This window comes from Spirochaetota bacterium (assembly GCA_026415295.1).
Classification (GTDB): domain Bacteria; phylum Spirochaetota; class JAAYUW01; order JAAYUW01; family JAOAHJ01; genus JAOAHJ01.
The window spans coordinates 103,596-117,115 of record JAOAHJ010000028.1; the positions used below are offsets into that span (position 1 = coordinate 103,596).

Consider the following 13,520-nt stretch of genomic DNA (forward strand, 5'->3'; position numbering starts at 1 on the left):
TAGACTAATTTATTGTTTATATTTACTCTTCTTTATATAAATCGATAGAATTTTAGATTACTCAATATATTTTTTCTTTAAAAAATCAATTCTTTAAATTAATAAATTGAAATAATTATAATTATTTATAAAAACTTTTAATAAAACTTAGAAATAAATTCAAAAATTGAATCCCAATATCTGTTTTCATCAGAGTAAATAGATCTTGCATGTTGATTACATTCAAATACTTCTAAAAAAGTTATTTTATTTTTTTTATTTCTTTTTCTATAAATTTTGAAAGGCATAAATAATGGTATAAGTTCATCATATTTTGAATGAATTAATAAAACAGGCACATCAGAATTAATTAGATCATTTTCTGGATTTATGCTATCAATATTAAATCTAGCAAATATCTTAACAATAAATTTAGAAATTAATAAAATTATGAGAGATATAAATTTAAATTTTAATACTTTCTTAATACTGTAAAAAGATAATTCTCTAAGTGAACTAAAAATTGAATCTAAAATTACAAAAGATGGTTTATATTTTAAATATTTTAGAGATTGAGCTGCTATAGCAGCTCCCATAGACTCTCCAAAGATACCAAAGCAAGTTTTATTAGAGATATTTTCACAATTAAAATATTTCATAATTACTTCATTTACTAACTCGCTATCAAATAGATCAACTATAAATAAATCTTTTTCAAAAAATATTCCCAACTTATCAAAATATTTTTGCTCTTTTTGAATTTTTTTAATAGAGTTTAATGGTTTAAATTGATTTATTTTACTTTTAAATTTATTAAAACTAGTTTTTTCTTCTTTTTTAGAAAAGTTAAAACTATTTATTTTATCTATAATATAATTTATAAGCTTAGCTAAATCATTTTTCTCATAGAAACCATATGTTGGGAAATAACCTCCGCTTTTCCCATGACCTTTAAGATCAATTAAGACACATGTCCAATTATTTTCTAAAAAAGGTAATAAATATTTATACATCCCATAGAGAGTCCATGTTACCCCATGAACAAAAAAAACTACTCTATCTAAGTTACCAGGAAATATTTGGCCATATATTTTATAACCAAAATCTGATTTATAATAAAAATGAATCTTCTTTAAATCCAATAAATAATTATTAAATTCTCCTTTTTTTAATCCATCAATAATAGTATATTTTACACTATACTTTTTATCTCTAATTAATTTCTTAACAAAATAAAGGGAAATAAAAGAGAAAAATAATAGTATTGATAAAATTAAAAAAATAAAAAAAAATAAAAAAACTTTCACTTATTTATAATAAAAAAATTTCATTTATTTCAGTCGAAAAATTATCTTGTTAAACATTATCTTTTTCACCGTGTTCTTTTAATATTTTATTTACTTTCTTTTCATCATATTTCAATAAAAGTAACAATCCAATTATACAAAATACAACTGCAAATACTGCTGTAAGTCTTACTCCTCCAACAGTTGTTAATTTTGCCCCACTATCTATATCAATTGCCTTTATTTGACCAATTTTTAATGTAGCTATCATTGGAAAAAGAAGTAAAGTTATAGATTGACCTAATTTACTCATAAAAGTTCTAGCTCCAAAAAAGATAGCAGCTTTAAAATTACCTTTTTCATAACCATCAGCTTCTGCAATATCAGCAACTATAGAGTTTGGGATAATTCCAAAAATTGCTAAAGGTAAACTTGCAAAAAACATAACTATCCAACCTTGAATATGATTTGGAATAGGATATTTTCCAAGGCCAATAGTAAGTAAAAACACAAAACCAAATATTAAAAATCCTACAATTAAAAGATTTTTTTTACCTATCCTGTTTGCAATCCCTGGAATAAAAAAATAAAAAACAAAAGACAAAATAAACATTACAGTCATAAATGTAGTTGTCATTTCTTTTGGAAGGTTCATCAATACAACTACATAGTAACTAAATCCTGTAGATATAAAAGTTAAAGATAGCCAATATGTTAAATCAGAAAGAGTAAAATATAAAAAACCTTTATTTTTAAAAGCTGAAATTAGTGCTTCAAAAGTTCCTTCTTGTGAAACATGTTCCTCTACATATTTATTTTCATTTATGAATATAACAGGAAGGTACATAGCAATAAATCCTATAATGGCAAAAATAATGTTAACAGTTTGAAATGCTTTAACTGGAGAAAATCCCATCTTTTCAAATATACCTGAAAATAGATAAATTTGATTACCAAGCATATAACCTAAAGCCCAAGTAATAGAAATCATAGTAGAAAGTTGTAATCTCTCCTTTGAAGAATGCCCAAGTTCACTCATTAAAGCAAAAAATGGAGTAACATACATTGTCATAAATAAATAAAACAAAATAATTGTAATATATAACCAGATAATATTTAAAACACTAACACCATTAACAGGTGGCATAAAAACAAGGATAGATAAAATTGCAAATGGTAATCCACCTATCAACAAAAATAACATTCTTCTACCTATTTTACTTTTAGTTCTATCAGACCATGATGCTATTAAAGGATCTGTAATAGCATCAAATAATCTACTTACAAAACCAACTGAACTTATAATAATAGGCATAGAAATAAATATTGGAAATATAGGTTTCCCAGTATTTTGGTTAGTTGGTGGAAGATAAAAATATAAGAGAGTATTTCCAACAGTAAATGAAGCTAAAGACCATCCAAATTGTCCAATGGCATAAATTATTTTTTTCCATAAAGGAAGTTGTAAAACTTTTTTGTCGGACATTTAAATCCTCCATATTAATTAATAATCAATTTTCTTAACAAATATTAACATAAATCAATATTTGTTCAACTTCTAAATTTAAAATATTTTAAATATAATTATCAATTATTAAAATTTTCTATTTCTTTAACTTAAAAATATTATACTTAAATTTCTTTAATAAATTTACCTTCAACCTTATTTACTTCCTTAAAACCAATACTTTTCAAATAATTTTTATGATTTTTGCTTGATGTTTTTGTTACTAATTTATTAATTCCTTTACTTTTTAATAAATCACTTTTTTCAAAAAAAATAAATTTAGCAATCTTAAAATCTCTATATTGTTTTATTACATAATCTAGAACTATAAAATATTCTTGATCAGATAATTTTTTTAAAATAAATAAACCCGCAGGCAAAAGATCTCTTAAAATAAAATAAAAATAGTATTTCTCAGTTAAAGATTCTTCTTTTATTTTATTTAAATTAAAATTTTTATAATATTTTTTAATATCTTCTATATAAAAATTAATAAATTTTTGAAGATAATCATAATTCACTTCAACTTCATATAAACTAAAGTACTCTTTTCTTTTAAAAATATTAATTAAAAAGTATAAATTTATAAAACATATAAATAAATTTAAAAGAAAAACTGGTATTGAATTAATAAATATTCCATATAAAGAAAAAATAAAACTTCCTGCTAAATTAAAAATTCGTAATTTATATATTGAAGTCATTAATAAAGAAATTGCTATTATTAAAGAAGCAATATAGCCAAAGATTTCAATATAATTAATTGCAATCATTTATCCACCTCTACAATAATTTTAATAAATTTTTTATCTCCTTTTATACTTAAAAAAATAAATCCCAGAAAATAAAGCAAAAGTTTTTATTTTTATTAAACATTTATAAATAATTTATTTAACTTTATAAAATTTAAATGGTATAATCAAAATGTCTGGATTATATGAAAGTTTTGAATTTCTGAGTGATTCAATACCCATATCATCTTCTCTATTAATGTATTTATATTTACTCTTAAAATAATTAGAAACAAGATAATTTATCATTTGTGAAGCCCCTATATAATCTGAATCAAACTTTTCGAAATGAACTGTAATCATATTTTTATTCTGTACACTTGCAACTGAAAAAGCAATAATTTTCTGGTCTACTTCAATAATAAAAAGATACAAATAAAGTTCTTTGAAGAATTTACATATCTTTTCTAAAATCCCAAGTTCATATTTAACTATTTCATCAATTTTATCTTCACTATTTTTTTGATTTTTCTTATTATACCATCTTTTAGCTAATTCAAAGCATTTATTAAAAACATCACAATCAATTTCTTCACTAACAAAATTATAAAATTTGTAAGATGGATATTTTCTTAAAAATTGATTTACAAGATTTTTTTTTGAATGAAATTTCCTCCCAGCTAAATTAGCTAAATTTTCTGATAAATATATATAATTTGCAGAATCTCTATCTTCTTCAATAATGTATCCTAAACTTCCAAATTTATCTTTAAATTTAAGATAAAATTCCGAATAAAAAATTAAATTTTGAGGAATATTCTTATCAGCACAAAATCCGATGAAATCTAAAAGTTCACTAAATGAAAAGAAATCTCCAATAGGTTCAAGGATAAAATTGGTAAGGCTATTTAAAATTATCAATCTATCTTTGTAAATAAACCATTTATACTTATAAAGATCTTTCCAGAAAAAAAGATTATTAAAGTTAAAATCACATAGATTATGATTGTATTTATAAAAATAGTAATTAAAAATAGATTTATACTCTATATTTATTTCATTAAAACCTGAAATATCATATTCAAAGTTTTTTAGTTTACTACAAATATTTTCAAACTCAAAATCTTCTATATTACTTTTTCCCATTGAAATCCTTTCATATTTATTAATATTCATAAAATATTATCAATCTTTAATATCATTTTTTTATAAATATTTAATTTGCGAATATTTATATGGGACATATTTCTCCATCTTTTCAAAACCTAATTTTTTATAAAAATTTTCTGTACCTGGTTCACCTATTAGAGCTATCCAATTTATTTTTTTACTTTTAAGATATATCAAAATAAATTCAACAATTTTAGATCCAATTCCCTGTTTTCTATAATCTTTTGATACTACAACATCCTGTATATAAGCATCAGATACCCCATCAGATAAAACTCTTCCAATACCAACAAGCCTATTATTTAAAAAAGCACCTACAAAAATGTAACTGCCTTTAATAATTTTTTTAATTAAACTACTGTCTTTTTCATCATTTTTATCCCACCATCCTGCATCTTTATATAATTCAATTATCTTTTCTTTTTCTATTTTTCTTATTATCTTTATTTTCAGATCTTCCATACTTAGACCCTCACTAAAACTATTAAATATCTTTATATTTTAGATTAATCTGCAATATTATTTTATAATAAATTTTTAAATAGTTAGATTAACTTAACAAATTTGTTTAACCTTTTTAATATTAATCAATAATTTTTAAATGTAAAATAAATTAAATAATTAAATATATTAAATATAATGATATTTCATAATTAAATTTATTTTTTTATCATCAATTTATTTGTATTTTTTCGATAATAAAATAAATTAAAAAGGGATAAATATGTCTGATTTTTCATACATTAATATTTACAATCCTAAAGAATATTATAATATAGAAAAAAATCAAACTATAAAAAACAAAGTAGACAAACTAAAAGCAGAATTATATTCTACAGATATTGAAAAAAATAGTAAATATGACTTAACAAAATTAAAAGAAATATCATCAGATTTTGCTTCTCTTTTTATTAAAATGATGTTGGATGAGCTTAAAAAATCTTTAAATCCTGAAAATGATATTCTTTATGGTGGATTTAGAGAAGATTTATGGAAAGACATGCTTTTTGATGAATATTCAAAAAAGTTATCTAGAAATGGTCTAAATTCGCTATCAGAAATTATTTACAAATCAATAATCCAAAATCTATCAAATTTAAAATAATTTTATTAATAATCTATTATTATCTAAAATTAATTATTTACGACCTATTTCAATAATCATAAAAATTTATTGATGAATAAATTAATTTTTCATAAACCTTTATTTTAAAGTTTAATTCCTTTAGTTTAAAGAAAATAGTAGAAAAAATATCCCATATTAGAACCCAAGCACCTATCATAATACCATTAGCTATAATATTTTTTATCATACTTATTTTAATAAGATCTTCAACAAATGATGAGAGTAATAAGAATATAACTCCAGTTATTGCATAAATAGAAGTGCTTTTTATCAACCTTCTTTTTTCATTATAAATTCTTCTATAACCAAATTTTAAATTATTTTTAATAATTCTTTTTAATTTTTCTTCAATATCTTCATCTTTTAACTTTTCAGGTATATAAAAATTAATTGATATCTTCGATTTCAAAGGAATTTCCAAAGCACACTCTTCTATAAATTCTATAAGATCTGGATCAATATCCCTTTTTGTAAAAGGAGCAAAGTCCCATTCATTAAAAATATCTGAATATTGATCAAGGGAAATATCAATATTATAAGTATCAGTCTTTTTTTCATATCTATATATTTCTTTTAATTTTAAAACATCTTTCATAAAAATTTATTTTATACATATTGTTTTTGTTAAAATAAAACTTCATTTATTTATTAATTTAAATTTTTTAATCAAAAATATTTTATCTTATCTTTAGGAATATTCCTAAAAGTCCAAGTGTTATTAATAATTGTAAAATTAGAAATTTAACCATTACCTGAGTATTTGACCAGTTTCTAGTCTCTCTAAAATGGTCATGTAATGGAAACCTAGTATTTTTGAATATTCTTATTCTAAGAAACCTAATAAAAGCAACTTTTACAAGTCCAGTTCCTCCATTTATTAAGAGGACTGTAGAAACTATAAAATATATGAAGGGATTACCAATTTTTATAATTAAAACCCCGATAAAAAATCCTAAAGCTCTGGAACCTGCATCACCCATTAAAATTATTGATGGAAAAGCATTATACCATATATATGCAATTAAAGCTCCAGTTAAAACAAATGAAAGTATTCCCCATATAGCTCCATCTTTTATGTGTGGTAAAAGAAGGTATTTCGATATATCTTTATGTCCTAAAATAAAATACATAAGAAAACCTAATGTTATTAAAGATACTAGAACTAACATTCCTGATAAGCCATCAACTCCATCTGAACAATTGGTAGTATTTATAGATATCCATATTAAAAATGTCCCAAGTATATTAAATAACCATTTTGGTAAATAAATCATTCCATTGTAAAAAGGAATCCATATATAAGAATTTTCAAAATAAGAAATAATAAATGTTGCCAAAAAAGCTAAAATCAAATCAATTAACCCTTTTTTATATTCATTCCATGGAATCTCACTCTTATCATCTAAGAAACCAAATAACATTGTTAAAAATGTTAAAATAAGAATTAAATATATCTCTAAGTCAAAGGGGATTACTAAAAAAGAAACAAAAATAAATATAGTAATAAAAATTACTCCAGCGCCAGTAGGTTTACCTTTAGCTTTTTCACTTTGCAAAGCAAAATTTCTTCCCCTATCATATGGCAATTTTTTTGAAAATTTTGGTAGCAATATAAAAGAGAGAAAAAAAGAAAGATAAAATCCAAGCATTGAAATAAAAGAATTTGAACCAAACAATCTAAAAGGTCCAAAATATTGTTTTAAATTTTCAATATACCTTAACATATTTAATCTTTCCTTTTTTAATATTTCAAATTTATAATATTTTAATAGAGTTTATAAAATTTAATACTAACTAAATAATTTTTATATAATTTTTAAGTTGAATTATTTTATAAATAAATAAAATATATATCAAGAGAAGTATAATACCAAAAAAAAATAAATAAACTATTAAATTTAAAATAAAAATCAAACAATTTTCAATAAATTAATTTATATAATTTTTTATTATGGAGAAATTATGAAAAATTCTAAAGTTATATTAATAACTGGTGCGTCTTCAGGAATAGGCGAAGCTTGTGCTGTATACTTGAGCAAAAAAGGGCATAAAGTATATGGGACATCAAGAAAAGTTAAAGCTACCATTAATAAAGAAAACTATAAACTTTTAAAATTAGATGTTACCAATAATGAAACAATTAAAACATGTATTGAAGAAGTTATTATGAAAGAAGGTAAAATTGATGTTCTTGTTAACAATGCTGGATTAATGCTTGGTGGTCCAATAGAATCAGCAAGTCCAGAAGAAATAGAATTAATTTTTAAAACAAATATATTAGGTCAAATAAATTTAATAAAAGAAATATTGCCTTATATGAGAAAAGAAGGTAAAGGTTTAATTATTAATATAGGTTCTATAGGAAGTATATTTGGATTACCATTTCAAGGATTATATTCATCAACCAAATTTGCCTTATACGGATTAACTCAAGCTTTATCTTTAGAAGTTGAAAACTTTGGTATCAAAGTTACAATAATAAATCCAGGTGATACTAAAACCAATGTTATTAAAAATAGAATGTTTCCAAATAATCCTTCTGTTGATATTTATTATCAAGATCAATTTGAAAAAACAAAAGAAATAATTGAAAAAGAAGAAAAAAATGGAATGGACCCTTACAAAATAGCTAAATTTATAGCTAAATTAATAAATAAAAAAACAATTAAGAATAGTTATATAATTGCAAAACCATCTCAAAAATTGGCATGTATACTTTATAAATTATTGGGTTTTGATCTTTTTAAATTTATTCTTAAAATATTTTACAAAATAAACAATAAAAAATAATTAATAAGGAAAGATTATGAAAATAGGCATTTTAACTTCAGGTGGAGATTCTCCTGGTATAAACGCTTTTATTAGAGCTCTATATTATATTCTGGAAAAAAATAATATTGAATTATATGGTATTTATAAAGGATACACTGGTTTAATAAATAACGAAATAAAAAAGTTAACAAGAGTTAATGTTGAAAATATTACAAATTTTGGGGGAACAATTCTTAAAACTTCAAAATATAACCCTCTAAATGATCCAGAAGATATACAAAAAATTATCAACAACTACAGAAATAATAATTTTGATTTTATAATTATATGTGGTGACTTTGATACTTTAAGGATCGCAAAAGAACTTCACAAAAAAGGTCTTAATATTTTTGGAGTTCCTCAGACCATCGATAATGATATACCTGAAACTGATTATACTTTAGGTTTTTTTTCAGCAATAAGAAACATTGTAAACTCAATTGAAATAATTAGATCAACAAATGAATCTCATGAAAGAGATATTCTTGTAGAAATTATGGGCAAAGATAGTGGTTGGCTAACTGTTTTTTCAGCTCTATCAGTTAAAGTAGAGGGTTTTTTTATACCTGAAAGAGAAGCATCTTTAGAAAAAATAGCAGAGGTCTTTATTAATAGAAGAAAAAACGGCTCTAATGATAATATCGTTTTAATAGCTGAAGGAGTTCAAATTGAAAATATTTCTAAAAAAGTTGATCCAAATTTAATTTATCCAACTATTGATAGATCCGGAATAGTTATGGTAATTGCTGAAAAACTTGAAGCATATTTAAAAGAGAAACCAAAAGCAGTTATTCTTTCTTATATTCAAAGAGGAGGAAATCCTGATATTTTTGATATAATTTTAGCTTCAAGGTTCGCAGAAAAAATATATAATTTAATCCAAAATAATATTTGTGGTGTTTATGTTACTATAAAAGATAATGAACTTAGTTATTCTCCCCTTGATGTTTTAAATAATAAAATTAAACATGTTTCTGATTACTATATAGACCTTGCATATAAAATGGTAAATAATTAAGATATACTTTTAATAAAATTAGAATATTATTTGAGGAATTTTTATGTTAAAAGAAATAGGAAAAGTTTTATTTTTCACAGGTATTATTTTTTTTATTATTGGAACTATATTAATATTAATAGAAAACATTAAAATACCATTTTTAAAAAAAATAGGAAATCTTCCAGGAGATATCAAAATAAAAGGAAAAAATTTTATATTTTACTTCCCTCTAACAACATCTATAATTATTAGTATTCTTCTATCATTGATATTTTTTTTTATAAAAATAATAATTAAAAAATAAATTGCTTTTCTCTTCTTAATAAAGTTAATATTTTTATCATTCTAGTAATTACTGAAAAATTTTATTTTAATTAAAAAATTAAATTATAAAAAAACAAATCAATTTTAACTTAAATAAAAAAATATAGTCAATTTTTAATTTATATATAAAAGATCATAATAAGTAGGAATAGGCCATCTATCTTTTTCAGTTCTTTCCTCTAATTTATCAACAATATTTCTTAAATTATCCATCATATTTCTTATTTTTGAATTGCAAATTGAAGCTTTTTCTTCTAAATTTTCTTTAGTTTTTAATAAATCCATTTCTTTTTCTAATTCTTCTAGAGAATATAATAAATTATCAACCAAATTTTTATATTCTAAAAAATAATTAAATTGTATCTCATAGTTTATTTTATTATTAACAGATTTATCCCCTTCTTTTAATTTTAATATCAAACTAAAATCTTCTAATTTTTGAAGTTTATCAATTACATCAAATAGATCTTTTTGATATTTAAAAGAAACAGGAAGTATTTTAGTCTTTATCATATGGATCATTGTTTCAGCTTCTAATTCAACACTTTTAATAAACCTCTCCATTTTAATATTATACCTTGCATCTATCTCTCTTTCTGTTAAAACATTTGTTTTAATCAGGAGATCTTTATTTTTGGGATATAAAAAAGCTTTTAGTGCATCTGGTGTATTATCTACAACAAAAAGCTTTCTTCTTTTAGCTTCCTCCTTCCATTCTGGAGAATAATTATCTCCTTCAAATAAAATATCCTTAGACTCTCTTAAGCCTTCTATTATTATTTCCATTATTGTTTCATTAAATTTTATATTTTCTTTTTCAATAAGAAATTCATTTCCGTTTCCTATATGTTTAGTAAAATCTATATCTTTTTTGCCTAATTTACTTTCTATCTTTTGACCAAACTCTTCTAAAACTTTTGAAACTGCAGCATTTAATATAAAATTTGGAGTTGCTACTGATTGACTGGAACCAACAGCTCTAAATTCAAATTTATTTCCAGTAAATGCAAAAGGGGAAGTTCTATTTCTATCTGTATTATCCTTACTTATTATAGGTATCTTAGAAATCCCAAGATCTATAATATCTTTTGAAGTAAAATCAAATCTTTTGCTATAAACCAAACATTCTACTATAGAAGATAATTTCTGACCAAGAAAAATAGAAATTATAGAAGGTGGAGCTTCATTTCCTCCAAGTCTATAATCATTTGATGCAGTTGATATTGATGCCCTCAATAAATCATTATATCTATAAACAGCAACAATAACTGATGTCAGAAATAATAAAAACTTCAAATTTTGATGAGGTGTTTCTCCTGGATCAAAAAGATTATTTCCTTTATTGTCTGAAAGAGACCAGTTATTATGTTTTCCAGAACCATTTAAACCTTTAAAAGGCTTCTCATGAAGTAAAACAATTAAATTATTCCTAATTGCTATTTTTTTCAAAATCTCCATTATTAATTGATTATGATCACTTGCAATATTAACATCTTCAAAAATTGGAGCAATTTCAAATTGAGCTGGTGAAACCTCATTGTGTCTTGTTTTTGCAGGTATGCCTAATTTATAAAGTTCAAATTCAACTTCTTGCATAAAATTTAGAATTCTTTCCTTAATGCTTCCAAAATAGTGATCTTCCAATTGTTGTCCTTTAGGAGGATTTTTACCAAAAAGTGTCCTTCCCGTAAAAACAAGATCCTCTCTATTGTAATAAAAATCTTTGTCTACTAAAAAATATTCTTGCTCAATACCAACAACTGGATACACCCTTGATGGATTTTCATTAAAATAATTAAGAATTTTACACGCTGACTTTGATAAACTCTCCATGGATCTTAAAAGAGGTGTTTTCTTATCAAGAGAATCTCCGTTATAAGATAAAAAAATCGAAGGTATACAAAGTGTTCCACCTTTTTCATTTTCCATAATAAACATTGGAGAGGATGTATCCCATATAGTATAACCTCTAGCTTCAAAAGTTGATCTTATTCCTCCAGATGGAAAGCTTGAAGCATCAGGCTCACTTTTTATAAGATTTTTTCCAGAAAATCTGTTAATAGGTGTACCATCTCTTTCTATATTTAAGAAACTTTCATGTTTTTCAGCAGTTAAACCTGTCATTGGTTGAAACCAATGTGCAAAATGGGTAACACCTCTACTTATTGCCCATTCTTTAACTCCGTGTGCAATTTCATCAGCTAATATTTCATCAACTTTTTCACCCTTTTTAATTATTTCTTTAAATCTTTTATATGCATTATATGGTAAAAATTTTCTCATTTTTTCATCATTAAATACATTATACTGGTATATATCTATTATATTGTATCCTTTATTATCGTTAATTTTGAATAATCTATCTTTCCCCTCATTAATTACAAAATCATCTTTTTTCTGAATAAAATATTCATTATCAAAATTTCTATTTTTCATAGATACTCCTTAAAAGTACTATTAGTAACACTAATTAAAATTTTCAATTTTAGTTATTAAATCAAAAAAAAGATTTTCTTCAAGTTGTTTTAACTCAGTAAGAATATATCTTACCTCTTCATTATTTATTTTAAAATAGTACCCTCCTAAAAATTTGAAATTATTTAAAGTAAAAATGGTATCTTTTTTGTTAATAGTTATTTTATCAAGAGAAAATAAGTATAAATCCATCTTTTCAATATATAACTTGGCAATTCCCATAAAATAAAAACTTAATTCATTAAAATCTATTTTGGCACAAAAAATATTATTTTTAATTAAGGAATTTAAAAAATTATTTTTATCAAAATATTTTGATTCATCAAAATTATTTATATTATTCTTTTTTAAATTCACATCTAAAAACCTATTAAAAAAAAGAAAGGATAATTTTTCATTATTTTTTAGATAATTTGGATTATTAAAATCAAAAAAAATTGAAAAAAATAAAAAATCACCGCTAAAAGGAAATAAAAGAATTTTATTTTTTGGCAAATAAATTTTCTCTTCCTTTTCTATATTCTTACTATCTTTATATTTTAGTAACAAATAATTTTTGTCTGATATATATTCATATGAATATTCATAAGGTTCTTTATAAAAAGCTTTTTTTTCTTTGCTGTAAAAATATATCTTAGATTTATGCTTTTTTATAAGCCATTTATTTAAATCCATCACTGTTTTACTTATTTCTTTATTACTTTCTTTAATATAACTTACTTTATAAATTTCAATTTCATTATTATTTATATTTGAAATATAAAAATAGAAGAAATTCTCATTTTTATCAATAGTTTTATAAGCAAAAAATAGATTTTTTAAAACATCACTCAAATAATTATAATTAGAAAAGGATAAAATATTAAAAATTATAAAAAATATAAAATAGAAAAAAATAAAAAAAAATAATTTTATTAAAACTCTCATTTAATTAACTCTATAAATAATTATTTTTTATGCTATTAATTTTATATAAATATAAAATCATATCTTTAAAATTAAAATAAAAATTTAAATAATTATAAATTTTGATATTATTTTAGTAATCTTATATGTTTAATTCTTTAAAAAAAATAAAATCTTTATTATATATTTTAAAACCATTTTTTAT

General features: G+C 22.2%; 13 protein-coding genes. 4 read left to right on the forward strand and 9 right to left on the reverse strand.

The window, feature by feature from the left end:
- Window positions 1–137 precede the first annotated feature (137 nt).
- The 5 genes from N3A58_07165 to N3A58_07185 form a co-directional block, all read right to left on the reverse strand.
- Window positions 138–1,286 (reverse strand): hypothetical protein, encoded by a 1,149-nt coding sequence (locus N3A58_07165; GenBank protein MCX8059177.1) that lies wholly within the window; start codon window positions 1,284–1,286, stop codon window positions 138–140.
- A 49-nt stretch (window positions 1,287–1,335) separates the two neighbouring features.
- A complete protein-coding gene (locus N3A58_07170; protein MCX8059178.1) occupies window positions 1,336–2,751 on the reverse strand; it encodes an MFS transporter in 1,416 nt (471 codons plus the stop codon).
- 146 nt (window positions 2,752–2,897) lie between these two features.
- Complete coding sequence (locus N3A58_07175; GenBank protein MCX8059179.1) at window positions 2,898–3,545, reverse strand: hypothetical protein; 648 nt, start codon at window positions 3,543–3,545, stop codon at window positions 2,898–2,900.
- A 114-nt stretch (window positions 3,546–3,659) separates the two neighbouring features.
- Entirely contained in the window at window positions 3,660–4,679 is a 1,020-nt protein-coding gene (locus N3A58_07180) for a phosphatidylglycerol lysyltransferase domain-containing protein (GenBank protein MCX8059180.1), read from the reverse strand.
- A gap of 30 nt (window positions 4,680–4,709) precedes the next feature.
- Window positions 4,710–5,135, reverse strand: coding sequence for a GNAT family N-acetyltransferase (locus N3A58_07185; protein ID MCX8059181.1), 426 nt, complete (start codon window positions 5,133–5,135; stop codon window positions 4,710–4,712).
- A 262-nt stretch (window positions 5,136–5,397) separates the two neighbouring features.
- On the opposite strand from N3A58_07185, the gene N3A58_07190 reads away from it, so the two are divergent.
- The gene (locus tag N3A58_07190; GenBank protein MCX8059182.1) at window positions 5,398–5,778 is read left to right on the forward strand and encodes a rod-binding protein; all 381 of its coding nucleotides are present in this window, start codon (window positions 5,398–5,400) and stop codon (window positions 5,776–5,778) included.
- Window positions 5,779–5,827: 49 nt separating this feature from the next.
- Here N3A58_07190 and N3A58_07195 read toward each other — a convergent pair whose 3' ends face one another.
- Both N3A58_07195 and N3A58_07200 read right to left on the reverse strand, forming a co-directional pair.
- A complete protein-coding gene (locus N3A58_07195; protein MCX8059183.1) occupies window positions 5,828–6,394 on the reverse strand; it encodes a DUF4007 family protein in 567 nt (188 codons plus the stop codon).
- 82 nt (window positions 6,395–6,476) lie between these two features.
- Entirely contained in the window at window positions 6,477–7,523 is a 1,047-nt protein-coding gene (locus N3A58_07200; GenBank protein ID MCX8059184.1) for a phospho-N-acetylmuramoyl-pentapeptide-transferase, read from the reverse strand.
- A 238-nt stretch (window positions 7,524–7,761) separates the two neighbouring features.
- On the opposite strand from N3A58_07200, the gene N3A58_07205 reads away from it, so the two are divergent.
- Genes N3A58_07205 through N3A58_07215 form a run of 3 tightly spaced genes read left to right on the forward strand, consistent with a single transcriptional unit; the run spans window position 7,762 to window position 9,914 of the window.
- Complete coding sequence (locus N3A58_07205) at window positions 7,762–8,589, forward strand: SDR family oxidoreductase (protein ID MCX8059185.1); 828 nt, start codon at window positions 7,762–7,764, stop codon at window positions 8,587–8,589.
- Between the two features lie 16 nt (window positions 8,590–8,605).
- Window positions 8,606–9,628, forward strand: coding sequence for an ATP-dependent 6-phosphofructokinase (locus N3A58_07210; GenBank protein ID MCX8059186.1), 1,023 nt, complete (start codon window positions 8,606–8,608; stop codon window positions 9,626–9,628).
- A gap of 43 nt (window positions 9,629–9,671) precedes the next feature.
- A complete protein-coding gene (locus N3A58_07215) occupies window positions 9,672–9,914 on the forward strand; it encodes a DUF2905 domain-containing protein (GenBank protein MCX8059187.1) in 243 nt (80 codons plus the stop codon).
- A 134-nt stretch (window positions 9,915–10,048) separates the two neighbouring features.
- Here the strand turns inward: N3A58_07215 and N3A58_07220 are convergent, their stop codons facing one another.
- Together N3A58_07220 and N3A58_07225 are read right to left on the reverse strand one after the other, a co-directional pair.
- A complete protein-coding gene (locus N3A58_07220) occupies window positions 10,049–12,370 on the reverse strand; it encodes a glutamine synthetase III (protein MCX8059188.1) in 2,322 nt (773 codons plus the stop codon).
- A gap of 30 nt (window positions 12,371–12,400) precedes the next feature.
- Complete coding sequence (locus N3A58_07225; protein MCX8059189.1) at window positions 12,401–13,243, reverse strand: hypothetical protein; 843 nt, start codon at window positions 13,241–13,243, stop codon at window positions 12,401–12,403.
- Window positions 13,244–13,520 lie beyond the last annotated feature (277 nt).